The organism is Pseudomonas sp. NLJ1, from assembly GCF_049486705.1.
Lineage (GTDB): Bacteria > Pseudomonadota > Gammaproteobacteria > Pseudomonadales > Pseudomonadaceae > Aquipseudomonas > Aquipseudomonas inefficax.
This window is the reverse complement of record NZ_CP137735.1, coordinates 1,008,696-1,035,164: the sequence shown is the minus strand read 5'-3', so window position 1 is coordinate 1,035,164 and position 26,469 is coordinate 1,008,696. Positions and strand designations below refer to the sequence as shown.

The following is a 26,469-nucleotide window of genomic DNA, read 5'->3' as shown; positions in this document are numbered from 1 at the left end:
GAACGCTCGATGCTTGCTTGTTGCGTATATCTTGAAACAGAGGCCGGGATTACCGGCCTCTTCGCGGGTGAACCCGCTCCCACAGGGGGCGGTGTTATCCCGACATTTGTGTTTCAGTTGACCGGGGCGCCTTTGGCGATCCAGTCACCGACCAGCTTGCGCTCTTCGGTGGTCATCTGGGTGATGTTGCCCAGCGGCATGATCTGGCTGGCGACCGCTTGCGCCTGGATGCGCGCGGCCTGGGCCTGGATCTGCTGCGGGGTGTCGAACATCACGCCGGCAGGGGCGGCGCTGAACAGTGGGCTGGTCGGCTTGGACGAGTGGCACACGGTGCAGCGTTCCTGGATGACATTGTGGATCTTGTCGAAGGTCTCGCCGCCGGCCTGGGCCGTGGCCTGGGCAGGGGCTTCGGCCGGCGCGGCAGGCGCTGCGGCAGCCTTGGCGGCGTCTTCGGCGCGTTGCTCGGCTGCGGTCTTGCCACCTACAGCGGTCGCGGGCAGTGGCTGGTACTCGACTTTCGCCGCAGCCTGCTCAGGGCTGACCGCCATCGGTTTCGGACCGGTGACGTAGGCCAGGCAGATCATCGCCAGGGCGCCGACCGGCAGGGTCCAGGCGTACTTGTTGCTGTCGTGGCGGGTGTTGAAGTAGTGACGGATCAGGACCGCAGCTACCGCGATACCGGCCAGGATCAGCCAGTTGTACTGACTACCGTAGGTGCTCGGGAAGTGGTTGCTGATCATGATGAACAGCACCGGCAGGGTGAAATAGTTGTTGTGGCGCGAGCGCAGCAGGCCCTTGGCCGGCAGTACCGGGTCGGGGGTCTGGTTGTTCTCGATCGCCGCCACCAGCTGGCGCTGGGCCGGCATGATGATTCGGAACACGTTGCCGACCATGATGGTGCCGATGATCGCGCCGGTGTGCAGGTACGCACCACGGCCGCTGAACACCAGGCTGAAGCCCCAGCATGCGGCGATGATCAGCACGAACAGTACTGCACCGAGCAGCGCTGGCTTCTTGCCCAGGGGCGAGTCGCACAGGAAGTCGTAGATGAACCAGCCGGCGATCAGCGAGCCGATACCGATGGCCACGCCTTCGGCACCACTGAGGGTGCTGCCAGGGGCCAGCAGATACAGGGCCGGGTTCCAGTAGAACACCACGCACAGCAGGGCGATACCGGACATCCAGGTGAAGTAGGCTTCCCATTTGAACCAGTGCAGGTTCTCGGGCATTTTCGGGGGGGCGAGCTTGTATTTTTCCAGGTGGTAGATACCACCGCCGTGAATTGCCCAGAGATCACCCGACAACCCATCGCGCGGGTTGCTTCGGTTCAGGTGGTTCTCCAGCCAGACGAAGTAGAACGATGCACCGATCCAGGCGACGCCGGTGATCATGTGAACCCAGCGAATGCTCAGGTTCAGCCATTCGTGAAGGTGTGCTTCCACAGTATGTACCTCTTGCCGGTCACCCGATCGGGCAATGCCCTTGAATGACCGACCTTTTCTTATTGGTGGGGATTGAGGACCAGCATCTGTTCCTCGGTGAAGTAATGCTCGTCGCAGTTGTTGCCGGAACCACTGCGATCAACCACCAGGAAGTCATCCCGCTTTTCGATCGTCAGCACCGGGTGGTGCCAGACGCCGCGATGGTAATTAACGCCCTGCCTGCCATTACTGCGGAAGGCTCGGACCAAACCTGATACAGGTGCATCGCCAACTGGCGCGACCACGATCAGAAAGGGGTTGCCGAGCAGCGGGATGAAAGCCTGGCTGCCCAGCGGATGGCGTTCCAGCATGCGCACGGTCAGCGGCATGTCCAGCGCGTCGGCGCGGAAGATGCTGATGATCGCCTTGTCTTCAGGCTCGGCGGTTTCGACCGTGGCGAGCTTGTGGAAGCGCATGGTCGAGCCGTTGTTGATCATGAAGTGGTCGCTGCCATCGGTTTCGATCACATCTCCGAAGGGGGCGAAGGCTTCTTTGGTCAGGGGCTCGATCATCAGGGTGCGCATGCGGATATCTCTTCTATGTTCGTTATTCTGGATAAGGCTCAAGCGTTGCTACGGCGGTTACAGCTGCAGCAGGCGGAACAGGGCGATCAGGTTGATCTGCGCCAGGGCTTCCTTGAATTCGGCATCGGCATCGTTGTGGATGCGTTTTTCGAACGAGGCGAGGATCTGGTGCCGGTTGCTGCCTTTTACCGCCATGATGAACGGGAACTGGAACTTGGCCTTGTAGGCGTCATTCAGCTCGGTGAAACGGGCGAACTCTTCGGCGGTGCACTGGTGAATACCGGCGCCGGCCTGCTCGTTGGTGCTCGATTCGGTCAGCTCGCCCTGGATGGCGGCCTTGCCGGCCAGGTCCGGGTGAGCGTTGATCAGCGCCAATTGGTCGGCGTGGTTGGCGCTGAGCAGGATATCGCTCATGCGCTGGTGCAGCGCCTCGATCTCGTCCAGCTCGCCCAGTTGGCCCAGGTCGTAGGCTTTTTCGGCTACCCACGGCGAGTGCTCGTAGATGTCGGCGAAGGCCTTGACGAAGGCGTCGCGGTCCAGGGCGGATGGCTTGAGGGTGTTGAAGGCGGTCATCAGGCGTTCTCTTTCTTGTACGGGTGGGTGGCGTGCCAGTGGCGGGCGATGTCCACGCGACGGGCGAACCAGACCTGGTCATGGCTTTTTGCGTAATCGACGAAGCGCTTCAGTGCTGCCAGGCGTGCCGGGCGGCCAACCAGGCGGCAGTGCAGGCCGATGGACAGCATCTTTGGGGCGTCGCTGCCTTCGGCGTACAGCACATCGAAGGCGTCCTTGAGGTACTGGAAGAACTGCTCGCCGCAGTTGAAGCCCTGTACCTGGGTGAAGCGCATGTCGTTGGTGTCGAGGGTGTAGGGGATCACCAGGTGCGGCTTGCCGGTAGGGTTGTTCGGCTCCCAGTAGGGCAGGTCGTCGTCATAGGTGTCGCTGTCGTACAGGAAGCCACCTTCCTCCATCACCAGGCGGCGGGTGTTCGGGCCGGTGCGGCCGGTGTACCAGCCCAGCGGGCGCTCACCGGTGATTTCGGTGAGGATGCGGATGGCTTCGAGCATGTGCTCGCGCTCCTGGGCCTCGTCCATGTACTGGTAGTCGATCCAGCGGTAGCCGTGGCTGCAGATTTCATGGCCGGCCTCGGCCATGGCGCGGATCACGTCGGGGTGGCGCTGGGCGGCCATGGCCACGGCGAAGATGGTCAGCGGCACGCCGCTGTCCTTGAACAGCTTCAGCAGGCGCCACACGCCGGCACGGCTGCCGTACTCGTACAGCGATTCCATGCTCATGTTGCGCGCGCCCTGCAATGGCTGGGCGGCGACCATTTCCGAGAGGAACGCTTCGGACTCCTTGTCACCGTGCAGGATGTTGCGTTCGCCACCTTCCTCGTAGTTGAGGACGAAAGATAGCGCGATGCGAGCGTTGCCCGGCCATTGCGGGTGAGGAGGGTTGTTGCCGTAACCGATCAGGTCGCGAGGGTAGTCAGCGCTCACTGCAGTCTTCCTTCTTGTGCGTTAGTGCGGGGGGTGGGCGGGCCGCGTCGGTATGTCGCACCACCGGATGGGCTGATTGTATACAACTTCTGAAATCTTTTGTAAGCCTGTTTTTCCGCATTTCTTCCCTTTTGTCGCCTCGCAGCGACCTGGAAAAACAGTGCAAGAAACCTGCCTGATTGGTCAGCTAATGACGTTGGTGTCTTTGCGGTGTCTGTATTTGCGACCGATGCGTCGTTTGTGAGCAAGAAACGGTGGGTGCGACAGATGGGTTCAAAAAATTGTGTACAATTTTGCGATGGAATGTCTTAATGGCGTCATTCCCGCGCATCGCAGGCCCTTTGGCGTGATGATGGCCGTGTATTTTTTGCCCACAGATTGAACAAGAGGCGACAAGCAATGGGACGTTTGACCACACACGTACTGGATGCCGCGCATGGCTGCCCGGGCAGCTCGATCAAGGTCGAGCTGTACCGTGTCGAAGGCCAGCAGCTGGAGCTGGTGAACACCGCCCTGACCAACAGCGATGGCCGCGTCGACGCGCCACTGCTGCAGGGTGACGACTACCGTACCGGCGTCTACCAGCTGCAGTTCAGCGCTGGCGACTACTACCGCGCTCGCGGTGTACAGCTGCCAGCCCAGGCGTTCCTGGATGTTGTCGTGCTGCGCTTTGGCATCGACGAGCAGCAGGAGCACTACCACGTGCCGCTGCTGATCTCGCCGTACAGCTATTCGACCTATCGTGGAAGCTAGTTGGTCGCTAGAAGAATCTTCGTAGGTCCTTTGGCCCGCTCTCACACTGGCGGGCTTTTTTTCGTCTGCTGTTTTTGTATTGCCTGCACCGGCCTCTTCGCGGGTAAACCCGCTCCCACAGGCCGCGAAGAGGCCGGTACAGGCTGTAGAAACAAAGAAAGGGCGCCGAGGCGCCCTTGGTTGGTGCAGCGGGGGTCAGAGGAACACGAACTTGGCAATGAAGATCGCGCACAGCACCCACAGGCTGGCGGAGATTTCCTTGTATTTGCCGGTACCTGCCTTCAACGCCACGTAGCTGATGAAGCCCAGGGCAATACCGTCGGCCACCGAGAAAGTCAGCGGCATCATGATCACCGTGACGATCGCCGGAATGCTGTCGGTGGCCTCGTCCCAGTGGATATGCGCCATGCTGCCCATCATCAGCATTGCCACGTAGATCAGCGCACCGGCGGTGGCATAGGCCGGAATCATCCCGGCCAGCGGCGCAAAGAACATCGCCGCGATGAACAGCAGGCCGACCACCACTGCAGTCAGGCCGGTACGGCCACCTGCGGCTACACCGGCAGCACTTTCCACATAGCTGGTCACCGGCGGCACGCCGACCACGGCGCCAAACACACTTGAAGCACTGTCGGCCTTCAGCGCCTTCGACAGGTTCTCGATGCGCCCGTCCGGCGCCACCAGGTTGGCCCGCTGCGCCACGCCCATCAGGGTGCCGGCGGTGTCGAACATGTGCACGAACAAAAACGCCAGCACCACGCTGATCATGCTGACGTTGAACACGCCGGCCACGTCCATGGCCATCCAGGTCGGTGCCAGGCTTGGCGGCATCGACATCACCCCGCCGAACTTCACCAGGCCCAGGCCCCAGCCGGCCAGGGTGACACCGATGATGCTGATCAGGATCGCACCGAACACCCGCTTGTAGCTGAGGATGGCGATCAGCAGGAAGCATACCGCCGCCAGCAGCGGCCCCGGCTCATGCAGCGAGCCCAGCTTGATCAGCGTGGCCGGGCTGTCGACGATGATGCCTGCCGTTTTCAGGCCGATCAGCCCGAGAAACAATCCGACGCCGGCCCCCATGGCATGGCGCAGGCTGACCGGGATGCTGTTGAGCAACCATTCGCGCACTTTCGACAAGGTCAGGAACATGAACAGCACACCCGAGACGAATACTGCGCCCAGTGCCGTTTCCCAGTTGTAGCCCATGGTGCCGACCACGGTGTAGGTGAAGAACGCGTTGAGCCCCATGCCCGGCGCCAGGCCCACCGGCCAGTTGGCGTACAGGCCCATCAGCAGGCAGCCAAGCGCGGCGGCGATGCAGGTGGCGACGAAGGCGGCACCGTGGTCGATGCCAGCGTCGGCCATGATGTTGGGGTTGACGAAGATGATGTAGGCCATGGTGATGAAGGTGGTCACCCCGGCGATCATTTCGGTCCTGACGGTGCTGCCGTGTTGCTTGAGTTTGAAAATCCGCTCCAGCCAGCTCGTTTCGAGCGGTGGGGCAAGATCCAGCGTAGGGGCTTCGGATTTGCGGCTTTCCACAGCAAGTACTCCTCAAGTCTTTCTTGTTGTTATGGAGCCAGTGGCCTGCGCAATGCACTTGGCGGCTCCGCGAGGGAAGGCAGACGTCTGACCGGTTTGTTGACTTGCGGGTCAAGAAGTTGCTCGGTGGATTATCCTTTTGTGTACAAAGAATGCAAATAATGTTTTATCTTTTGTGTGCGCAAGGTGTCGTACAACGGCTATATAGGTAAAAGGCCACCTGCAGAAACGGCTCAGCCTGTGTACAATGGCGCCATACTTTCCTTCGTGCCTCGAGAGCCCATGAACGAACAGCTGCAACCTCTGAAGAAACCTGCGCGTACCGGCAAGGCTGGCCGCAGTGGTACCCAGGACGACATCGTCTACGCGCATATTTTCGAGGCGATCCTCGAGCAGCGTCTGGCACCGGGCACCAAGTTGAGCGAGGAAGCGCTGGGCGAGATCTTCGGCGTCAGCCGCACCATCATCCGCCGCGCCTTGTCGCGCCTGGCCCACGAAAGCGTGGTGCTGTTGCGGCCGAACCGCGGTGCGGTGGTGGCCAGCCCGACGGTGGAAGAGGCCCGCCAGGTGTTCTTCTCCCGGCGCATGGTCGAACGTGCCATCACCGAACTGGCCGTGCAGCACGCTACCCTCGAGCAGCTCAACGAGTTGCGGCAGATGGTGCGTGAGGAGCGCGACAGCTTCTCCCGTGGTGACCGCGGCGCCGGCATTCGTCTTTCCGGCGAGTTCCACCTCAAGCTGGCCGAGGCTGCGGGTAATGCGCCACTGGTCAGCTTCCAGCGCAGCCTGGTATCGCAGACCTCGCTGATCATTGCCCAGTACGAGAGCGGCAACCGTTCGCATTGCTCCTATGACGAACACATGCAGCTGATCGACGCCATCGAGGCGCGCGATGCAGAGCAGGCGGTGAGCCTGATGATGCACCACATGGATCACATCGACAGCAAGCTGAACCTCGACGAGGAGAGTGCCTCGGACGATCTGCATGCCGTGTTCTCGCATTTGCTGAAAAAGCCCAAGGTATCGGTCAAGGGTTGATCGTTTGCTTAAGTGAATGGAATGCGCCGTTGTGGGAGCGGGTTCACCCGCGAACACCGGCGCAGCCGGTGCCATACACCGTGTTGCCTTCTTCGCGGGTAAACCCGCTCCCACAAGAAGCACGGCCATTTCTGGCCATTAATCAAAGGTCTGCTAAATTCTTGTGAGCAAACCTTCATCAAGCAGTTGGGCTTGCGCATTCGTTGCGTTCAACTTCTTGAGGAATGGACTCATGAGCATGTCCCTCGGTAAACGCATGGGGGCCGAGCTGGTCGGCACCTTCTGGCTGGTGCTTGGCGGCTGTGGCAGTGCGGTACTCGCCGCAAGCTCCCCCATCGGCATCGGTGTACTCGGCGTCGCCTTCGCCTTCGGCCTCACCGTGCTGACCATGGCCTTCGCCATCGGCCATATCTCCGGTTGTCACCTCAACCCCGCCGTGTCGTTCGGGCTGGTGGTGGGCGGGCGCTTCCCGGCCAAAGAGCTGTTGCCCTACGTAATCGCCCAGGTGATCGGCGCCATCCTGGCGGCAGGTGTGATCTACCTCATCGCCAGCGGCAAGGCAGGTTTCGAGCTGTCTGCGGGATTGGCTTCGAACGGCTACGCCGATCACTCGCCCGGCGGCTACACCCTCGGGGCGGGCTTTGTCAGTGAAGTGGTGATGACGGCGATGTTCCTGGTGGTGATCATGGGCGCCACCGACGCCCGGGCGCCGGCAGGTTTTGCGCCGATCGCCATCGGCCTGGCCCTGACCCTGATCCACCTGATCTCGATCCCGGTGACCAATACCTCGGTCAACCCCGCGCGTAGCACGGGGCCGGCCTTGTTCGTCGGTGGCTGGGCCCTGCAACAGCTTTGGCTGTTCTGGGTGGCGCCGCTGATCGGTGCGGCGATCGGCGGCGCATTGTACCGGGGCTTGGCGAACGAGCCTTAGCGCTGGTGCACGCAACGCCCGGCGGCGTAGGTTTCGCGCACGGTGCGGTCGTCGCCGAGGGTGGTGAGCACGAACAGGGTTTCCTCGATGCTGTTGGACTGCTGGATGCGGTAGTCCAGCAGTGGCGTGGCCTTGTAGTCCAGTACCACGAAGTCGGCGTCGTTGCCTGGGCGCAGGCTGCCGATGCGGTCGTCCAGGCGCAGTGCGCGCGCGCCGCCCAGGGTGGCCAGGTACAGTGACTTGTACGGGTGCAGACGCGCGCCCTGCAGCTGCATCACCTTGTACGCTTCGTTCAGGGTGTTGAGCAGCGAGAAGCTGGTGCCGGCGCCAACGTCGGTGCCCAGGCCCACATTGACCTTGAAGCGCTCGGCCTGGGGCAGGTTGAACAGGCCGCTGCCGAGGAACAGGTTGGAGGTGGGGCAGAAGGCCACGGCCGAGCCGGTTTCGGCCAGGCGCTGGCATTCGTCATCGCACAGGTGCACGCCATGGGCGAATACCGAGCGCTCGCCCAGCAGCTCGAAGTGGTCGTACACGTCGAGGTAACCCTTCTGCTCGGGGAACAGCGACTTGACCCAATCGATTTCCTTGAGGTTTTCCGACAGGTGCGTGTGCATGTACACCCCCGGGTGTTCCTTGAGCAGTTGGCCCGCCAGCGCCAGCTGTTCAGGCGTACTGGTCGGGGCGAAACGCGGGGTGACTGCATAGTGCAGGCGGCCCTTGCCGTGCCAACGCTCGATCAGTGCCTTGCTTTCGGCATAGCCGGACTCGGCGGTGTCGGTCAGGTAGTCCGGGGCGTTGCGGTCCATCATCACCTTGCCGGCGATCAGGCGCAGGTCCAGGCGCTCGGCTTCCTCGAACAGGGCATTGACCGATTCCGGGTGCACGCTGCCGAACACCAGGGCGGTGGTGGTGCCGTTGCGCAGCAGTTCCTTGAGGAAGATCTTCGCCACCTGGTCGGCGTGGCCCTTGTCGGCGAACTGCTTTTCGCAGGGGAAGGTGTAGGTGTTCAGCCAGTCCAGCAGCTGTTCGCCGTAGGAGCCGATCATGCCGGTCTGCGGGAAGTGGATGTGGGTGTCGATGAACCCCGGGGTGATCAGCGCGTCCTGGTAGTGCTCGACCGGGATGTCGGCGTCCAGGGTCGGCAACAGTTCGGCGGCGTGGCCTACGGCGCGGATGCGGCCGTCGTCGACTACCAGCAGGCCGTCCTCGAAGTATTCATGGGAAGCCTCCAGGCCCACCTCGGCCGGGTCGGCGATGCTGTGCAGGATGGCGGCACGGTAGGCTTTGCGGGTAACGGTCATAACACACTCGTCAAATGGCTTGGCTGCGCCGGGAAGGCGGCAGCAACTGGGCAATGGGGCCGGCATTGGCGGCAGCGTCGTGCTGGCCGAAGCAGGCGTTGTAGGTGGCGATGATTTCACCGGCGATGGACACGGCGATCTCGATGGGCAGCTTGCCCTTGACCTCGGCCAGGCCCATCGGGCAGCGCATGCGCGCCATCACGGCATCGTCGTAACCGCGCTCGCGCAGGCGATGCTCGAACTTGACCCGTTTGGTCTTCGAGCCGATCAGGCCGAACCAGGTGAAGTCGTTGCGCTTGAGAATGGCGGCGGTCAGTTCCAGGTCGAGCTGGTGGTTGTGGGTCATGACGATGCAGTAGCAGCCTGGCGGCAGTTCTGCCACTTCGTCGACCGGCTCCTCGCTGACCACCTTGGTCACCCCGTCGGGGATCAGGGCAGGGAATTCCTGCTCGCGCGAATCGATCCAGCGCACCCGGCAGGGCAGGGCGGCGAGCAAGGGTACCAGAGCCCGGCCGACATGACCCGCGCCGAACACCGCGATCTGCGCCTGCACCGCGGCCATGGGTTCGAACAGCAGTACATTGACGCCGCCGCAGCACTGGCCAAGGCTGGCGCCGAGGCTGAAGCGCTCCAGGTGCGGAGTGGTGCGGTGCTCTTCGAGCATTTGCCGGGCGATGTGCAGCGCCTTGTATTCCAGGTGGCCGCCGCCGATGGTGTCGAACAGGCCGCTGGCGCTGACGACCATTTTCGAGCCGGCATTGCGCGGGGTCGAGCCGCGCTCCTCGATGATGGTCACCAGCACGCAGGCTTCGCCACGGGACTGGTGGTCGGCGAGGGCGTTGATCCATTGGTGCATGATGCAACCTCTCTATAGCTGCGTCGCGATCCCTGTGGGAGCGGGTTCACCCGCGAATGCGGCGGTGAAACCACTATCGCATTCGCAGGTAAACCCGCTCCCACAGGGCCCTGCATTGTCAGTGAGGCACGGTTTCCAGTTCCTGTTCGGCAGGTTGCGCTGCAGCCACCGCCTTGCGCATCTGCTCGCAACCCCACAACACTCGCTCCGGCGTCGCCGGCGCATCCACCTGTGGCTGCACGCGGTAGTCGGCGATGCTGGCCACGGCGTCCTTGATCGCGCACCAGGCAGCGATGCCGAGCATGAACGGCGGCTCGCCCACGGCTTTGGAATGGAACACGGTGTCTTCCGGGTTCTTGCGGTTCTCCACCAGCTTCACCCGCAAATCCAGCGGCATGTCGGCCACTGCCGGGATCTTGTAGCTGGCCGGGCCGTTGGTCATCAGCTTGCCCTTGGCGTTCCACACCAGCTCTTCGGTGGTCAGCCAGCCCATGCCCTGAATGAAGCCGCCTTCCACCTGGCCGATGTCGATGGCCGGGTTCAGCGAATCACCCACATCGTGCAGGATGTCGGCACGCAGCATCTTGTATTCGCCGGTCAGGGTGTCGACCACCACCTCCACGCAGGCTGCGCCGAAGGCGAAGTAGTAGAACGGCCGGCCACGTGCCTGGCTGCGGTCGTAGTAGATCTTCGGCGTGCGGTAGAAGCCGGTGCTGGACAGCGACACCTGGGCGAAATAGGCCTGCTGCACCAGCTGCTCGAAGCTGACGATCTGGTCGCGCACGCGCACATGGCCGTTGCGGAACTCGACGTCTTCCTCGGTCACCTGGTAGTGCCGCGCGGCGAACTCGGTCAGGCGCTTCTTGAGGATTTCGGCAGCGTTCTGCGCCGCCTTGCCGTTCAGGTCGGCACCACTGGAGGCCGCGGTCGGCGAGGTGTTGGGCACCTTGTCGGTATTGGTGGCGGTAATCTGGATGCGGCTGAAATCGACCTGGAAGATTTGCGCCACCACCTGCGCCACCTTGGTATTCAGGCCCTGGCCCATCTCGGTGCCGCCATGGTTCAGGTGGATGCTGCCGTCGGTGTAGATATGGATCAGCGCACCGGCCTGGTTGAGGAAGGTAGCGGTGAACGAGATACCGAACTTGACCGGGGTCAGCGCCAGGCCCTTCTTCAGGATCGGGCTATTGGCGTTGAAGCGGCGGATCGACTCGCGGCGCTCGGCGTAGTCACTGCTGGCTTCCAGTTCGGCGGTCATCTCTTCGAGCATGTTGTGCTCGACGGTCTGGTAGTAGTGGGTGACGTTGCGCTCGGTCTTGCCGTAGTAGTTGGCCTTGCGCACCGCCAGCGGGTCACGGCCCAGGTGGCGGGCGATGTGGTCCATCACCTGCTCGATGGCGACCATCCCCTGCGGGCCGCCGAAACCACGGTAGGCGGTGTTGGAGGCGGTGTTGGTCTTGCAGCGGTGGCCGTGCACCGTGGCATCGCCCAGGTAGTAGGCGTTGTCGGAGTGGAACATGGCGCGGTCGACGATCGAGCCGGACAAGTCCGGCGAATAGCCGCAGTTGCCCGCCAGGTCGAAGTTGATGCCGTGCAGGCGCCCGTCGTCGTCGAAGCCCACATCGTATTCGACGTAGAACGGGTGGCGCTTGCCGGTCATGGTCATGTCCTCGACCCGTGGCAGGCGCATCTTGGCCGGCTGGCCGGTCAGGCGCGCCACCACGGCACACAGGCACGCCGGGCTGGCGGCCTGGGTTTCCTTGCCGCCAAAGCCGCCGCCCATGCGGCGCATGTCCAGCACCACCTTGTTCATTGGCACATCGAGTACTTCGGCGACCAGTTTCTGCACTTCGGTGGGGTTTTGCGTGGAGCAGTAGACAATCATGCCGCCATCTTCGGTCGGCATCACCGAGGAAATCTGCGTTTCCAGGTAGAAGTGTTCCTGGCCACCGATGTGCAGCGTGCCCTGGATGCGGTGCGGGGCACTGGCCAGGGCAGCAGCGGAATCGCCACGCTGGTGGGTGTGGCTGTCGAGCACGAAGTGTTTCTTGCGCAATGCCTCGACCACATCCAGCACCGGCTCCAGGTCTTCATACTCGACGATGGCGGCCATGGCCGCACGGCGTGCGGTGTCGAGGTCACGGGCGGCCACGGCGAGCACCGGCTGGCCGAAGAACTCGACCTTGTCGATGGCCAGCAGCGGGTCGCCGGCCACCACCGGGCCGATGTCCTTGAGGCCAGGGATGTCTTCGTGGGTGATGGCGATGCGCACGCCCTCGAAGGCATAGCACGGCGTGGTGTCGATGCGCAGGATGCGCGCGTGGGCGCGGTCGGCGGTGCGCGCATAGACGTGCAACTGGTTGGGGAATTCCAGGCGGTCGTCGATGTACACCGCGTCGCCGGACACATGCTTGTCGGCGCTGTCGTGCTTGACGCTGCGGCCGACCCCGGTGGTCAGGTCCTGGCTGAACAGTTCGGCCATCTCGGCCTGGCTCTTGGCTACGTGATGGTTAGACATAAGCGGTCACCCGGGTTTCGATGTACGGCGTTTGCTGTTCGATGAAGTACTTGCGCAGCAGGTTCTGCGCGGTCAGCAGGCGGTACTCCTTGCTGGCGCGGAAGTCGCTGAGCGGGGTGAAGTCTTCGGCCAGGGCCTGGCAGGCGCGCTCGATGGCGGCCTGGTTCCAAGGCTTGCCGCGCAGCGCTGCTTCACAGGCACGGGCCCGTTTGGGGATCGCCGCCATGCCGCCGAAGGCGATGCGCACACCGCTGACCACGCCGTTTTCGATGCTCAGGTTGAAGGCACCGCACACCGCAGAAATGTCATCGTCCAGGCGTTTGGACACTTTATAGGCGCGGAACGCCCAGTCGCTGGTGGCGCGCGGCACGATGATCTTCTCGATGAACTCGCTGTCCTGGCGGGCAGTGATGCGGTAGTCGATGAAATAGTCTTCCAGCGGCATCACCCGCTGACGCTCGCCCTGGCGCAGGACGATCTGCGCGTCCAGGGCAATCAGCAGGGGTGGCGAGTCGCCGATTGGCGAAGCGTTGCCGATATTGCCGCCCAGGGTGCCCTGGTTGCGGATCTGCAGCGAGGCGAAGCGGTGCAGCAGGGCGCCGAAGTCCGGGTATTCCTCGTTCAGCGCGCCGTAGCAGTCGGTGAGCGGGGTGGCGGCGCCGATTTCCAGGTGGCTGGCGGTCTTCTCGATACGCTTGAGCTCGGCCACATGGCCGACGTAGATCATCACCGGCAAGGTCTTGTGGAACTGGGTGACTTCCAGGGCCAGGTCGGTACCGCCGGCCAGCAACCGCGCTTCGGGGTGCGAGCTGTACAGGTCGGCCAGATCGGCCACGGTCAGCGGCACCAGGCAGCGCTTGTCGCCGCTGTTCAGCTCGCCGGTCTGGGTTGGCGCAATGGCCTTGAGGCGGCTGATGGTCTGTGCCTGCTGGGCATCGAACTGGTCGCGGCAGGGCTGGCGGCAGCTCTGCTCGGCGGCGTCGAGGATCGGCCGGTAGCCGGTGCAGCGGCACAGGTTGCCGGCCAGGGCTTCCTGGGCCTGGTGCAGGTCGGGGCCGCTGCTGTTCTTCTGCAGGGCGAACAGCGACATGACGAAGCCGGGTGTGCAGAAGCCGCACTGCGAGCCATGGCAATCGGCCATGGCCTGTTGCACGCTGTGCAGTTGGCCCTGGTGCTTGAGACCCTCGACGCTGATCAGTTGCTTGCCGTGCAGCGACGATACGAAGGTCAGGCACGAGTTGAGGCTGCGGTAGCGCAGGCTGTCGTTGCCCTGGTCGTCCTGGGTCAGTTCGCCGACCACCACGGTGCAGGCGCCGCAGTCACCACTGGCGCAGCCCTCCTTGGTGCCAGGTTTGCCCAGGTGCTCACGCAGGTACTGCAGCACCGTCATGTTCGGGTCCAGGGCATGCTCACTACGCAGCTCCTGGTTGACGAGAAACTGGATCACGGGGATGGCCTCGCAATGGTTTTATTGTTGTTGGGCGGACTCTAAGCAAGAGCTGTCCTGCTGGTCAATAATTTTCTGACTCAAAGGTCAGGAAATTGTTCGTGTCACTGCCCAACGGCTCACATTGCCCATATGCCAAGCATAGATCGCGCCGCGCTCGGGGTTGCCTGTCGGGTCAAATAAACCGCCTGGCCCTTCTGCGCGATCAACGGTCAAGTACGCTACAATTCGCTGCTTGTGCCCAGTTCAATGATTTTGAAGGAAAACCATGACGTTCAAGGCCCCGGACAGCCTCTCCGAGCAGATTGCCGATTACCTGGCCGAACGCATCATTCGCGGCGAGCTGGCGCCAGGCGAGCGTATCCAGGAGCAGAAGGTCACCCAGGCGCTGAATGTCAGCCGCGGCTCGGTGCGCGAGGCGCTGCTGATCCTCGAACGCCGGCACCTGGTGGCGATCCTGCCGCGCCGGGGTGCTCATGTGACCGAACTCGACGAGCGAAGTGTGCGCAGCCTGTGCGCACTGATGGGCGAGTTCTACATCCTGCTGGGTAACGCGGTTGCGCAAAAATGGCGCACCGATGCTGACCTGCGCCCGTTCCTGGAGATCCAGCAGCGCCTGCAGCGGGCCCATGACCAGCTGGACATCAAGGCCTTCGTCGCCGACAGCTTCGCGGTCATGCGGGCGGCCTATCCGTTCGCCGACAACCCGTTCCTGCAGGAAACCGTGGAAAACCTGCAGCCGGCGATGAGCCGTGCCTACTACCTGTCGCTGGACCAGCGCCAGGCCAACATGATCGATTACCTGGACCTGTTCGCCCGCCTGCTCGACGCCGTGATCGCCCGTGACCTGCCGCGCATTCGCGAGGTGCTCACCGCTTATGGCCAGCGCAGCTGCGAACTGGTGCTGGCGGCGTTGGCCCGAGGCTGACCGATGCGCCTGAAGTGCATTCGCCTCGCCGGGTTCAAGTCGTTCGTCGACCCGACCACGGTCAACTTCCCCAGCAACATGGCGGCCGTGGTCGGCCCCAACGGCTGTGGCAAGTCCAATATCATCGATGCCGTGCGCTGGGTGATGGGCGAGAGTTCGGCGAAGAACCTGCGCGGCGAGTCGATGACCGATGTCATTTTCAATGGTTCCAGTGGCCGCAAGCCGGTCAGCCAGGCCAGCATCGAGCTGGTTTTCGACAACAGCGAAACCACCCTGGTCGGCGAATATGCCGCCTACGCCGAGATCTCGATCCGCCGCAAGGTCACCCGCGACGGGCAGAACAGCTACTACCTCAACGGCACCAAGTGCCGTCGGCGCGATATCACCGACATATTCCTAGGCACCGGCCTGGGGCCGCGCAGCTATTCGATCATCGAGCAGGGGATGATCTCCAAGCTGATCGAGGCCAAGCCTGAGGAGCTGCGCAACTTCATCGAGGAAGCCGCCGGCATCTCCAAGTACAAGGAGCGCCGCCGCGAAACCGAGAGCCGCATCCGCCGCACCCAGGAAAACCTGGCGCGCCTGACCGACCTGCGCGAAGAACTGGAGCGCCAGCTGGAACGCCTGCACCGCCAGGCCCAGGCGGCCGAGAAGTACCGCGAATACAAGGCTCAGGAACGCCAGCTGAAGGCACGCCTGTCGGCGTTGCGCTGGCGTGACCTGGACGAACGGATGCGCCAGCGCGAGGCGGTGATCGGTGACCAGGATGTGGCCCATGAGGCGCTGGTGGCCGAGCAGCGCAATGCCGATGCCAGCATCGAGCGCCTGCGCGATGGCCATCACGAATTGTCCGAGCGCTTCAATCAGGTGCAGGGCCGCTTCTACTCGGTGGCCGGTGACATCGCGCGGGTCGAGCAGAGCATCCAGCACGGCCAGCAACGGCTGCGCCAGTTGCAGGATGACTTCAAGGAAGCCGAGCGCACGCGCCTGGAGACCGAGTCGCACCTGGGCCACGACCGTACCCTGCTGGCTACCTTGGGTGAAGAGCTGGCCATGCTCGAACCCGAGCAGGAAATGACCCTGGCCGCTGCCGAAGAGGCCGCCGCTGCCCTTGAAGAAGCCGAGCTGGGCATGCACGGCTGGCAAGAGCAGTGGGACAGCTTCAACAGCCGTTCCGCCGAGCCCCGGCGCCAGGCCGAAGTGCAGCAGGCGCGCCTGCTACAGCTGGAAACCAGCCTGGAGCGCCAGGCCGAGCGCCAGCGCAAGCTGGGCGAAGAGCGTGAGCTGCTGGGCAGCGAACCGCAGGATGCGGCCATGCTCGAACTGGCCGAGCAGCTGGCCAGTAGCGAAATGTTGCTGGAAGAGTTGCAGTTGTCGGAAGAGCAGGTGGTCGAGCGCCTGGAAGGCGCACGTGAGCAACTGCAACAGGCCACCCAGGCCCAACAACAGGCGCAGGGCGACCTGCAACGCCTTGGCGGTCGCCTGGCATCGCTCGAAGCCTTGCAGCAGGCCGCCCTGGAGCCGGGTGCAGGTGCTGCGTACTGGCTGCAGGACCAAGGCCTGGAGCAACAGCCGCGGCTGGCTGAAGGGTTGCGGGTAGAGCCGGGCTGGGAGCTTGCGGTAGAAACCGTGCTCGGCGCCGACCTGCAGGCCGTGCTGGTGGACGACCTCGGTAACCTCGATTTTACCGGCCTGGAGCAGGGCGAGTTGCGCTTGCTGCTGGCCAGCGGTACCGGCTCGTCGCTGCCCGGCAGCCTGCTGGAAAAGGTCGAAGGCCAGGTCGACCTGGCGCCCTGGCTGGGCCAGGTCAAGCCCGTGGAAGGCCTGGCCCAGGCACTGGCGCAGCGCGCCTCGCTCGGCGAAGGCCAGAGCCTGGTCAGTCGCGATGGCTACTGGGTTGGCCGGCACTTCCTGCGGGTGCGTCGTGGCAGCGAAGCCGAAGGCGGCGTGCTGGCACGCGGCCAGGAGATCGAGCGCCTGGGCCAGCAGCAACTGGAGCAGGAAGCGGCGCTGGAGCATTTGGAGCAGCAACTGCAGGCCCTGCGCGAGCAGCAGTTGGACCTGGAAGAACAGCGTGAGCAGCTGCGTCGCCGAACCCAGGAAGAAAACCGCCTGCATGGCGAACTGAAGGCCAACCTGTCGGCTGGTCGCGCACGTGCCGAGCAGGTCGAGCTGCGCCGCCGGCGCCTGCAGGAAGAGCTGGCCGAACTGGAAGAGCAGCGTGCCCTGGAGCACGAGCAACTGGGCGAAGCCCGCCTGTTGCTGCAGGAGGCACTGGAGCTGATGGCCCAGGATACCGAGCAGCGCGAGCAGTTGATGGCCCGCCGCGACACCCTGCGCGAAAGCCTCGACCGGGTGCGTCAGGAGGCCCGTCAGCACAAGGATCACGCCCACCAGCTGGCTGTTCGCCTGGGCTCGTTGCGTGCCCAGCACGACTCCACCCGGCAGGCCCTGGAGCGCCTGGAACAGCAGGCCGCGCGCCTGACTGAGCGCCAGGAGCAACTGAGCCTGAACCTGGAGGAGGGCGAGGCCCCGCAGGAAGAGCTGCGCCTGAAGCTGGAAGAGTTGCTGGAGCGGCGCATGAGCGTCGACGAGGAAATGCGCCAGGCCCGCCTGCATATGGACGAAGCCGACCGCGAACTGCGCGACGCCGAAAAGCGCCGTACCCAGGCCGAGCAACAGGCCCAGCTGCTGCGTGGCCAGCTGGAGCAGCTGCGCCTGGAATGCCAGGGCCTGGATGTGCGGCGCAAGACCTTGCAGGAGCAGTTGCTGGCCGATGGCTACGACCTGCAAGGCGTGCTCGCCACCCTTGAGGCCGAGGCCAGCGAGCAAGGCACCGAACAGGAACTGGAACAGCTCGAGGCGCGTATCCAGCGCCTGGGGGCGATCAACCTGGCAGCCATCGAAGAGTACGAGCAGCAGTCCGAGCGCAAGCGCTACCTGGACGCCCAGGATGCCGACCTGGTCGAAGCGCTGGAGACTCTGGAAAATGTCATTCGCAAGATCGACAAGGAAACCCGCAACCGCTTCAAGGATACCTTTGATCAGATAAATGCCGGATTACAGGCACTTTTCCCAAAAGTTTTCGGTGGTGGCAGCGCTTATCTGGAACTGACGGGCGAAGATCTACTCGATACAGGGGTAACGATCATGGCGCGGCCACCGGGCAAGAAGAACAGCACCATCCATCTGCTGTCCGGCGGCGAGAAGGCACTGACCGCATTGGCGCTGGTGTTTGCCATCTTCAAGTTGAACCCCGCACCGTTCTGCATGCTCGATGAGGTCGACGCGCCGCTGGACGATGCCAACGTCGGGCGTTACGCCCGTCTGGTCAAGGAAATGAGTGAAAGCGTGCAGTTCATCTACATCACCCATAACAAGATTGCCATGGAAATGGCGGACCAATTGATGGGGGTGACCATGCATGAGCCGGGCTGTTCGCGTCTGGTTGCCGTCGATGTGGAGGAGGCCATGGCCATGGTCGACGCCTGATGCTCGACGATAAGGGCATATTCTGTAGCGAAATGCCCCCGCCATGTGCGACAGACGGTGTAAAGTTGTCTTTGGTCGTGCTAGCTTAATGTCACTCGTTTTTTGCGTGGGTAAAACGCCTGTCAGAACATAGAGTTGGCGCCACGTGTTAAAGGGCTTTGAACCCTTTGTTTTCAAGCATATTTTTATAGAGGCACGGGATTACATGGAAATCGGTCTGCGCGAGTGGCTGATCGTCATCGGCATCATTGTCATTGCCGGGATTCTTTTCGACGGCTGGCGCCGCATGCGCGGCGGGAAAGGCAAGTTGAAATTCCGTCTGGATCGCAGTTATTCCAACCTGCCGGACGAAGAGGGCAATGCCGAAGTGCTTGGCCCGTCGCGGGTGCTGGATACCCACAAGGAGCCTGAGCTGGATGAAAGCGACCTGCCGTCGCTCAGCGCTTCTGCGCGTGATCGCGAGCGTGAGCCCAAACCGGCCAAGGCTGCCAAGCGCGGCAAGCGCGCCACCGCGGCTGCGGATGCACAGCAGGGCGACCTGAACCTGAGCGCCGAGCCGCGCGAGCCCGACCTGTTTGCCGACAGCGATGACGACTTTGCCGCGGAAAATACCCGCAGCAACGGTGCGGCGCCTGCCAGCAGCAGCGTCAAGGAGCTGCCGCCGGCCGAGGAAGTGCTGGTGATCAGCGTCATCTCCCGCGACGAGAGTGGCTTCAAGGGCCCGGCGCTGCTGCAGAACATCCTGGAAAGTGGCCTGCGCTTCGGTGAAATGGACATCTTCCACCGTCACGAGAGCATGGCCGGTCACGGCGAGGTGCTGTTCTCCATGGCCAACGCCGTCAAGCCCGGTGTGTTCGACCTGGATGACATCGACCACTTCAGCACCCGCGCGGTAAGCTTCTTCCTCGGCCTGCCGGGCCCGCGTCATCCGAAGCAGGCCTTCGACGTGATGGTGGCTGCGGCGCGCAAGCTGGCGCATGAACTGAACGGTGAGCTCAAGGACGACCAGCGCAGCGTGCTGACTGCCCAGACCATCGAGCACTACCGCCAGCGCATCGTCGAGTTCGAGCGCCGTGCGCTGACCCAGAAGCGCTGACAGATCCAGACGAAAGAGCAGCCTGAGGGCGTGCTGGTCGGTTCGGGTAATGCTGTTGCCTGTGTCGGCCTCTTCGCGGGTAAACCCGCTCCCACAAGGACACCACAAACCGCAAGGGCAGTGGAGTCCCTGTGGGAGCGGGTTTACCCGCGAAGAGGCCGGCACAGGCAATAAAACCCTGAACACCAGGCACCAACCCCAGGCTGCTCTTTTGCTTTGCAAGAGAAGACAAATCCCATGACCGCCGAAACCCGTATCCACGAACTGCGTGCCGAGCTCGACCAGCACAACTACCGCTACTACGTGCTCGATGAGCCAAGCGTGCCCGATGCCGAATACGACCGCCTGTTCAACGAGCTCAAGGCGCTTGAAGCCGAACACCCGCACCTGGTGACCCCTGACTCGCCCACCCAGCGCGTTGGTGGCGAAGCCCTGCCCGCGTTCAGCCAGGTGCGCCACGAAGTGCCCATGCTCAGCCTGGGCAACGCTTTCGAAGAGGCCGACCTGCGTGAATTCGGCCGCCGGGTGGTAGACGGGCTCGATCAGCCCGGTGCGGTCGACTACAGCTGCGAGCCCAAGCTCGACGGCCTTGCGGTGAGCTTGTTGTACCGCGACGGCCAGCTGGTGCAGGGCGCCACCCGTGGCGACGGCACCACCGGCGAAGACATCAGTGCCAATGTGCGCACCGTGCGCAACATCCCGCTCAAACTGCAAGGCCAGGGGTGGCCGGCGGTGCTGGAGGTGCGCGGCGAGGTGTACATGAGCAAGGCCGGTTTCGACCGGCTCAACGCCGCCCAGGCCGAAGCCGGCGGCAAGACCTTCGCCAACCCGCGCAACGCCGCAGCCGGCAGCCTGCGTCAGCTGGATTCGAAAATCACCGCCAGCCGCCCGTTGGAGTTCTGCTGCTATGGCGTCGGCCAGGTGTCCGCGAGCATCGGCGACAGCCACATCGGCATCCTCGAGCAGCTCAAGGCCTGGGGCCTGCCGATCAGTCGCGAACTCAAGCATGCCGCCGGCATCGAAGAATGCCTGGCCTACTACCGCGACATCGGCGAGCGACGCAACAGCCTGCCGTACGAAATCGACGGCGTGGTGTTCAAGGTCAACAGCCTGGCCGCCCAGCGCGAACTGGGCTTCCGCGCACGTGAGCCGCGCTGGGCGATTGCCCATAAGTTCCCGGCCATGGAAGAGCTGACCGAAGTGCTGGATGTCGAGTTTCAGGTCGGCCGCACTGGTGCGGTAACGCCTGTGGCACGACTGAAGCCGGTCAAGGTAGCCGGTGTGACCGTGTCCAACGCCACCCTGCACAACATGGACGAGATCGCTCGCCTGGGCCTGCGCATTGGCGACACGGTGATCATCCGCCGCGCCGGTGACGTGATTCCGCAGGTGATGCAGGTGGTGCTGGAGCGGCGCCCGGAAGATGCGCGCCCGGTGCAGGTGCCGAGTGAATGCCCGGTATGCGGCTCGCAGGTCGAGCGTACCCAACTGGTCAAGCGTAGCAAGGGCAAGGAAACCACCAGCGAGGGCGCGGTGTACCGCTGCGTCGGTCGCCTGGCCTGTGGCGCCCAGCTCAAGCAGGCGATCATCCACTACGTGTCGCGCCGCGCCATGGACATCGACGGCTTGGGCGAGAAAAGCGTCGAGCAGTTGGTGGACGAAGGCCTGATTGGCTCGCCGGCCGACCTGTACAAGCTGGAGTTCGACCAGATCGTCGGCCTGGAAGGCTTTGCCGAGGTGTCCAGCAAGAAGCTGCTGGATGCCATCGAAGCCAGCAAGCGCCCGAGCCTGGCGCGCTTCATCTACGCCCTGGGCATCCCCGACGTAGGCGAGGAGACCGCGAAGGTGCTGGCCCGCTCGCTGGGCAGCCTGGCGCGCGTGCAGCAGGCGCTGCCGCAGGTGCTTACCTACCTGCCGGACATCGGCCTGGAGGTGGCGTACGAGATCCACAATTTCTTCGAGGACGAGCACAACCGCAAGGTCATCAAGCAATTGCTCGATAGCGGCATGCAACTGCAGGACGAAGGCGAGCTGGCTGCCGAATTCGCCGCCAGTACCACGCTGGCCGGCATGATCGCCAAGCTCGACATTGCCTCGGTTGGCCCGACCGGTGCCGAGAAGCTCGTGGCCAAGCTCGACAGCCTGGAGAAGATCATTGCCGCCGACGGTATCGACCTGCGCCAGGCCCTGGCGGCCAAGCAGGCCGACGCCGTGCGCGAGTTCTTCAAGGATGAAGCCAACCAGAAACTGGCCCGGGACATCGAGGCACAGTTGCTGGCGTTCGGCATGCACTGGAGCAGCGAGAAGAAAGTGGCCGAAGGGCTGCCGCTGGCCGGCCAGACCTGGGTACTGACCGGTACCCTGGAGCGCATGAGCCGCGACATCGCCAAGGAAAAGCTGGAAAGCCTCGGGGCCAAGGTGGCGGGTTCGGTTTCCGGCAAGACCCACTGCGTGGTGGCGGGGCCGGGGGCGGGGTCCAAGCTGGCCAAGGCCAGCGAGCTGGGGGTCAAAGTGCTGGACGAAGATGCCTTCGTCACCTTCCTGGGCGAGCAGGGCATCGCTGTCTAGAAGGCCAATGGCAGATCTTGCTGCTTGCACGGTCCCTGTGGGAGCGGGCGTGCCCGCGAACACGGGCGAGGCCCGTGCCATCCACCGCGGCGCCTGCTTCGCGGGCACGCCCGCTCCCACAGGTCCTGCGCTGGTCTTGCTGTCAGCGTTAGCCCTGTAGGAGCGGGTTCACCCGCGAATTGGCAGCCCGTGGCCACCCCAACCCGGACAAGTCATTGAGAAATGATGACTTTTTCTCCTCCAGAGGTTGTATCTGCCCCCAAGACCGGTACAATGGCGCCACTCGTTGTTCAGCGAGCCTTGTAGTGGTGGCCCCATCGGTCCCCCCGCATTGATTACCCGTTAACCTGGTCAGGCCCGGAAGGGAGCAGCCATAGCGGGAACATCGAGTGCCGGGGTGTGGCTGGTGGGGCCGCCTCCATTTCCGGGGTATGAAAACCCCGCGTCTTGTCTATCCCAGTCACATCACAATGAAACGTTGCGTGCGTTGAAGGATGTGAGGCGGCATGAGCGCTTGTATTCACGCCGAGTAGGTTTTCTCACAGGCCGAGTCGAGTGCGCCTACATCTACTCTGCTGTGACAAAAATAGAGTGGTGCCTGCTAATCTGGGAGAGCAGGCATGAAAATGAGCAGGCGTGACTTGACCGTAGGTCTTCTGGTGACGGTTCTGTGGGGTGGCAACTACAGTGTCATCGAGCTTGGCTTGCGAGGGCTCGATCCCTATTTGTTGACGCTGTTACGCTTCACCTTCTGTGCGGTGCCGCTGGTTTTTTTTATCCGCCGCCCGGCCGGCGTTTCAGTGGCCGCCATGGCGGTATATGGCGTGCTGTTTGCCGTAGGTATCTGGTGGGTGGTCAACCTTGCCATGCACCAAGGCTTGAGTCCGGGTATGTCCTCGGTGTTCTTGCAGTTCAGTGCGTTCTTCACCATCCTGCTGAGCGCTATCTTTCTGCGTGAGCGTATCACCGCCGCCCATTCCTGGGGGATGGTCTTCGCGGCATGTGGGTTAGGCCTGATGCTGTTGGCGAGCAGCCAGTCGTCAACGGTGGTCGGTCTGCTGTTGGTGCTGCTTGCCGCGCTCGCCTGGGCTTTGTGCAATCTTTTGATCAAGCTCAAGCGCCCTGGTCAAATGACGGCCTTCATCGTCTGGTCGAGCTTGTACGCGCTGCCGGTCCTTGTGGTCCTCACGTTTGCCTCGCAAGGATGGTTGGCGTTCGAAGCCCTGGCCGGTGGCCTGGCATGGCCAACACTGTTTTCCGTGCTTTTCCAGAGCCTGATCACGACCATTCTGGGTTATCGCGTGTGGAACAACCTAATGAAGAAGTATCCGGCCACCCACGTCGCGCCCTTGTCGTTGCTGATACCAGTATCGGGCCTCGCAACTTCCTGGCTTTTCTTCGACGAGCAGATGAGTGCCGGGCAATGGCTGGCCATCTGCATGATCTTGACCGGCATCATGATATTCTTTTGCGGCCACTGGTTACGGACGCTCGGCGGGCGTTTTGCGCGGTTGGACTAAATGGAGGTTACCGGCGCTGGCTTGGTATTCGGGGAGGATGTCCACTTCCTTGGCCAAGGCCTGCATCAGGTCGTACAGCAAGCCTTCTACTGGCTGGTCGCCTTCGATGCGCACCAGTGGCATGCTCCAGCTTTCGGCGACAGAAAAACGCAACACGGGCTGTTCAGCCTGGCTGTAGGTGCTCCACAGCAGCAACAGGGCCAGCAGTCTTCGCAAAGGCAATCCTCCCTGGATGGCACATCAGTTTCAAAGCTTAGACGACTTGCGCAGGGTGCAATTTTGCCCCCGCTCCGCTAGCATTAGCGATCTTCCGCTCGATCAGGCTACGATGGTTTTTCGATGAGTTATCAGGTTCTTGCACGTAAATGGCGTCCGCGCTCGTTCCGCGAAATGGTCGGCCAGACCCATGTGCTCAAGGCCTTGATCAATGCCTTGGACAACCAGCGCCTGCACCATGCCTACCTGTTCACCGGTACGCGGGGTGTGGGCAAGACCACCATCGCCCGTATCATCGCCAAGTGCCTGAACTGCGAAACCGGTATCACCTCCACGCCCTGTGGCACCTGTTCGGTGTGCCGGGAGATCGACGAAGGCCGTTTCGTCGACCTGATCGAGATCGACGCCGCCAGCCGCACCAAGGTCGAGGACACCCGCGAACTGCTCGATAACGTGCAGTACGCCCCGAGCCGTGGGCGCTTCAAGGTCTACCTGATCGACGAAGTGCACATGCTCTCGACCCACTCGTTCAACGCCTTGCTCAAGACGCTGGAAGAGCCGCCGCCCTACGTCAAGTTCATCCTCGCCACCACCGACCCGCAGAAACTGCCGGCCACCATCCTGTCGCGCTGCCTGCAGTTCTCGCTGAAGAACATGAGCCCGGAGCGGGTGGTCGAGCACCTCAGCCATGTGCTGGCTGCCGAGAACGTGCCGTTCGAGCCGGATGCCCTGTGGCTGCTGGGCCGTGCCGCCGATGGTTCGATGCGCGACGCCATGAGCCTGACCGACCAGGCCATCGCTTTCGGCGAAGGCAAGGTACTGGCCGCCGATGTGCGGGCCATGCTCGGCAGCCTCGATCATGGCCAGGTTTATGGTGTGCTGCAGGCGCTGCTCGAAGGCGATGCCCGGGCCTTGCTGGAGGCCGTTCGCGACCTGGCCGAGCAGGGGCCGGACTGGGCTGGCGTGCTGGCCGAAATGCTCAATGTGCTGCACCGCGTGGCCATTGCCCAGGCGCTGCCGGAAGCGGTGGACAACGGCCAGGGCGACCGTGAGCGGGTGCTGGCGCTGGCCTCGGCATTGCCAGCCGAGGATGTGCAGTTCTATTACCAGATGGGCCTGATCGGCCGCCGTGACCTGCCACTTGCGCCAGACCCGCGCGGCGGTTTTGAAATGGTACTGCTGCGCATGCTGGCGTTCCGCCCCGCCGACACCGACGACGCGCCGAAGCCGATACTAAAGCCAGTGGGGATCAGCCAGGCCACAGCTGATCCTGCAACACCGGTGGCAGCGCCGGCGGTTGCCGTGGCGCCGCCGGCCGCTGCTGTCGTGGAGCCTGTTGCACCGGTTGCCACGCAACAAGTGCAGGCGCTCGCGCCGGTCGAGCCAGCACCGCAGCCGGTTGTCGAGCCTGTGATGGCAGCTGAGCCTGCCCCGGTCAGTGAACCTGAGCCAGAACCAGAACCAGAACCGGTGGCAGAGGTGGTTGACCTGCCATGGGAAGAGCCTGCGCCAGCGGCGGCACCGGTAGTGGCCGAGCCTGCACCGGCTCCTGCACCGCCCGCTGCGCCCACGCCGGCAGCTGCCGCCCCGGCACATGACGACGAGCCGCCCTTCGACCCGTCCGCCTATGCCGCCGTGGGCATGGACCGCGACGATGAGCCGCCACTGGACGAAGACTATTACGGCGGCGAAAGCGACCCGGTCGGCTTCAGCTACCTGGACGAACTGGCCGAACATGTGCAGGAAGAAGCACCCAAGCCGGCAGCCGAACCGCTGCCGGCAGCCAAGCCGGCCACCGGCCTGGCCTTGCAATGGCTGGAATTATTCCCACAGTTGCCTGTGTCCGGGATGACAGGCAACATCGCGGCAAACTGCACGTTGATTGCCGCTGATGGCGACGACTGGCTGCTGCACCTGGACCCTGGCCAGGGGGCGCTGTTCAACGCCACCCAGCAGCGGCGCCTGAACGACGCGCTCAACCAGCACCTGGGGCGCACGCTGAACCTGCGCATCGAGCTGATCCTGCCCGAGCAGGAAACCCCGGCGCAGGCGGCGGCGCGCAAACGCGCCGAGCGCCAGCAGGACGCAGTCACCTCGATCGAGCAGGATCCGTTGATCCAGCAGATGATCAAGTTGTTCGGCGCCAAGGTGCGGCAGGATACTATTGAGCCTGTAGAAGCCCTGGTTAACCAGGGCCAGTAACGGATAACCATGCGGCCGGCCCGGTGCCGGGCCGCATCACATGACCCAATCGAGGTATTCCCCATGATGAAAGGTGGCATGGCCGGCCTGATGAAGCAGGCCCAGCAAATGCAGGAAAAGATGCAGAAGATGCAGGAAGAGCTGGCCAACGCCGAAGTCACCGGCCAGTCCGGTGGTGGCCTGGTGAGCGTGGTGATGACCGGTCGTCACGACGTCAAGCGTGTCAGCATCGACCAGAGCCTGATGTCGACTGATGAAGACGACAAGGAAGTGCTGGAAGACCTGATCGCCGCTGCACTGAACGACGCCGTGCGCAAGGTCGAGCAGAACAGCCAGGACAAGATGGGCAGCATGACCGCCGGCATGCAGCTGCCGCCGGGCTTCAAGATGCCGTTCTAAAGGCATTTGCGTTACTGAAAAAACCGCCGCTGACGACAGCGGCGGTTTTTTTATGCGCTCTCGCGGTCGACGCGGTTTGCTTTTATTGTGGGAAAAACAGACCGCGCAGGGCTGGAGGCTGATTTGACGCCGCCGCCCCCGCTGGGTATAAACCG

Annotated in this window: 19 protein-coding genes, 1 other RNA gene and 1 pseudogene; 11 read left to right on the top strand and 10 right to left on the bottom strand. The window is 63.2% G+C overall.

Annotated features, from left to right (window positions below):
• Positions 1 to 113: 113 nt before the first annotated feature.
• Genes R9B85_RS04585 through puuE form a run of 4 tightly spaced genes read right to left on the bottom strand, consistent with a single transcriptional unit; the run spans position 114 to position 3,504 of the window.
• Positions 114 to 1,442 carry a urate hydroxylase PuuD gene (locus R9B85_RS04585; protein ID WP_112253042.1) on the bottom strand — a complete coding sequence of 443 codons (1,329 nt, stop codon included), beginning with the start codon at positions 1,440 to 1,442 and terminating at the stop codon, positions 114 to 116.
• A 59-nt stretch (positions 1,443 to 1,501) separates the two neighbouring features.
• Positions 1,502 to 2,005 (bottom strand): ureidoglycolate lyase, encoded by a 504-nt coding sequence (locus tag R9B85_RS04580; protein ID WP_003259500.1) that lies wholly within the window; start codon positions 2,003 to 2,005, stop codon positions 1,502 to 1,504.
• A gap of 57 nt (positions 2,006 to 2,062) precedes the next feature.
• A complete protein-coding gene (gene uraD / locus R9B85_RS04575) occupies positions 2,063 to 2,578 on the bottom strand; it encodes a 2-oxo-4-hydroxy-4-carboxy-5-ureidoimidazoline decarboxylase (RefSeq protein WP_133974293.1) in 516 nt (171 codons plus the stop codon).
• Complete coding sequence (puuE, locus tag R9B85_RS04570) at positions 2,578 to 3,504, bottom strand: allantoinase PuuE (RefSeq protein WP_112253040.1); 927 nt, start codon at positions 3,502 to 3,504, stop codon at positions 2,578 to 2,580. Before puuE ends, uraD begins: the two co-directional genes overlap by 1 nt.
• Before the next feature lie 399 nt (positions 3,505 to 3,903).
• Here puuE and uraH point away from each other — a divergent pair, with 399 nt between their 5' ends.
• Positions 3,904 to 4,257, top strand: coding sequence for a hydroxyisourate hydrolase (gene uraH, locus R9B85_RS04565; RefSeq protein WP_003259496.1), 354 nt, complete (start codon positions 3,904 to 3,906; stop codon positions 4,255 to 4,257).
• A 195-nt stretch (positions 4,258 to 4,452) separates the two neighbouring features.
• On the opposite strand, the gene R9B85_RS04560 is transcribed toward uraH, so the two are convergent.
• Positions 4,453 to 5,802, bottom strand: a complete 1,350-nt coding sequence (locus R9B85_RS04560) for an NCS2 family permease (protein WP_013973528.1) — start codon at positions 5,800 to 5,802, stop codon at positions 4,453 to 4,455.
• Between the two features lie 282 nt (positions 5,803 to 6,084).
• On the opposite strand from R9B85_RS04560, the gene R9B85_RS04555 reads away from it, so the two are divergent.
• Positions 6,085 to 6,840, top strand: a complete 756-nt coding sequence (locus R9B85_RS04555; RefSeq protein WP_003259493.1) for a GntR family transcriptional regulator — start codon at positions 6,085 to 6,087, stop codon at positions 6,838 to 6,840.
• Positions 6,841 to 7,072: 232 nt separating this feature from the next.
• Positions 7,073 to 7,771, top strand: a complete 699-nt coding sequence (gene aqpZ / locus R9B85_RS04550; protein ID WP_112253039.1) for an aquaporin Z — start codon at positions 7,073 to 7,075, stop codon at positions 7,769 to 7,771.
• On the opposite strand, the gene guaD is transcribed toward aqpZ, so the two are convergent.
• From guaD to xdhA, 4 genes are all read right to left on the bottom strand, one after another.
• Positions 7,768 to 9,072, bottom strand: a complete 1,305-nt coding sequence (gene guaD / locus R9B85_RS04545) for a guanine deaminase (RefSeq protein WP_025340027.1) — start codon at positions 9,070 to 9,072, stop codon at positions 7,768 to 7,770. The two genes, aqpZ and guaD, sit on opposite strands and share 4 nt — an antisense overlap.
• Before the next feature lie 10 nt (positions 9,073 to 9,082).
• Complete coding sequence (gene xdhC / locus R9B85_RS04540) at positions 9,083 to 9,928, bottom strand: xanthine dehydrogenase accessory protein XdhC (RefSeq protein ID WP_207878127.1); 846 nt, start codon at positions 9,926 to 9,928, stop codon at positions 9,083 to 9,085.
• 118 nt (positions 9,929 to 10,046) lie between these two features.
• Positions 10,047 to 12,446: a xanthine dehydrogenase molybdopterin binding subunit gene (gene xdhB / locus R9B85_RS04535; protein ID WP_112253036.1), complete on the bottom strand. Its 2,400-nt coding sequence runs from the start codon at positions 12,444 to 12,446 to the stop codon at positions 10,047 to 10,049.
• Positions 12,439 to 13,893 (bottom strand): xanthine dehydrogenase small subunit, encoded by a 1,455-nt coding sequence (xdhA, locus tag R9B85_RS04530; protein ID WP_112253035.1) that lies wholly within the window; start codon positions 13,891 to 13,893, stop codon positions 12,439 to 12,441. The genes xdhB and xdhA overlap by 8 nt, the downstream gene beginning before the upstream one ends.
• Positions 13,894 to 14,161: 268 nt before the next feature.
• Here xdhA and R9B85_RS04525 point away from each other — a divergent pair, with 268 nt between their 5' ends.
• From R9B85_RS04525 to R9B85_RS04500, 6 genes are all read left to right on the top strand, one after another.
• Positions 14,162 to 14,821, top strand: a complete 660-nt coding sequence (locus R9B85_RS04525; protein WP_015271155.1) for a GntR family transcriptional regulator — start codon at positions 14,162 to 14,164, stop codon at positions 14,819 to 14,821.
• Positions 14,822 to 14,824: 3 nt separating this feature from the next.
• On the top strand, positions 14,825 to 18,313 hold the full coding sequence (gene smc / locus R9B85_RS04520) for a chromosome segregation protein SMC (protein WP_207878126.1): 3,489 nt from the start codon (positions 14,825 to 14,827) through the stop codon (positions 18,311 to 18,313).
• A gap of 205 nt (positions 18,314 to 18,518) precedes the next feature.
• Positions 18,519 to 19,409 carry a cell division protein ZipA gene (gene zipA, locus R9B85_RS04515; protein ID WP_112253032.1) on the top strand — a complete coding sequence of 297 codons (891 nt, stop codon included), beginning with the start codon at positions 18,519 to 18,521 and terminating at the stop codon, positions 19,407 to 19,409.
• A 237-nt stretch (positions 19,410 to 19,646) separates the two neighbouring features.
• Positions 19,647 to 21,977 (top strand): NAD-dependent DNA ligase LigA, encoded by a 2,331-nt coding sequence (gene ligA / locus R9B85_RS04510; protein WP_313855781.1) that lies wholly within the window; start codon positions 19,647 to 19,649, stop codon positions 21,975 to 21,977.
• Positions 21,978 to 22,292: 315 nt separating this feature from the next.
• An RNA gene (gene ffs / locus R9B85_RS04505) (signal recognition particle sRNA small type) lies at positions 22,293 to 22,389 on the top strand.
• A 208-nt stretch (positions 22,390 to 22,597) separates the two neighbouring features.
• A complete protein-coding gene (locus R9B85_RS04500; protein ID WP_112253030.1) occupies positions 22,598 to 23,497 on the top strand; it encodes an EamA family transporter in 900 nt (299 codons plus the stop codon).
• A 12-nt stretch (positions 23,498 to 23,509) separates the two neighbouring features.
• Here the strand turns inward: R9B85_RS04500 and R9B85_RS04495 are convergent.
• Positions 23,510 to 23,713 (bottom strand): annotated as a pseudogene (locus tag R9B85_RS04495) (amino acid ABC transporter substrate-binding protein); the annotation flags it as partial.
• Between the two features lie 123 nt (positions 23,714 to 23,836).
• Between R9B85_RS04495 and dnaX the strand changes: the two are divergent.
• Together dnaX and R9B85_RS04485 are read left to right on the top strand one after the other, a co-directional pair.
• Positions 23,837 to 25,915 (top strand): DNA polymerase III subunit gamma/tau, encoded by a 2,079-nt coding sequence (gene dnaX / locus R9B85_RS04490; protein ID WP_313855777.1) that lies wholly within the window; start codon positions 23,837 to 23,839, stop codon positions 25,913 to 25,915.
• A gap of 63 nt (positions 25,916 to 25,978) precedes the next feature.
• The gene (locus tag R9B85_RS04485; protein WP_003259671.1) at positions 25,979 to 26,314 is read left to right on the top strand and encodes a YbaB/EbfC family nucleoid-associated protein; all 336 of its coding nucleotides are present in this window, start codon (positions 25,979 to 25,981) and stop codon (positions 26,312 to 26,314) included.
• Positions 26,315 to 26,469 lie beyond the last annotated feature (155 nt).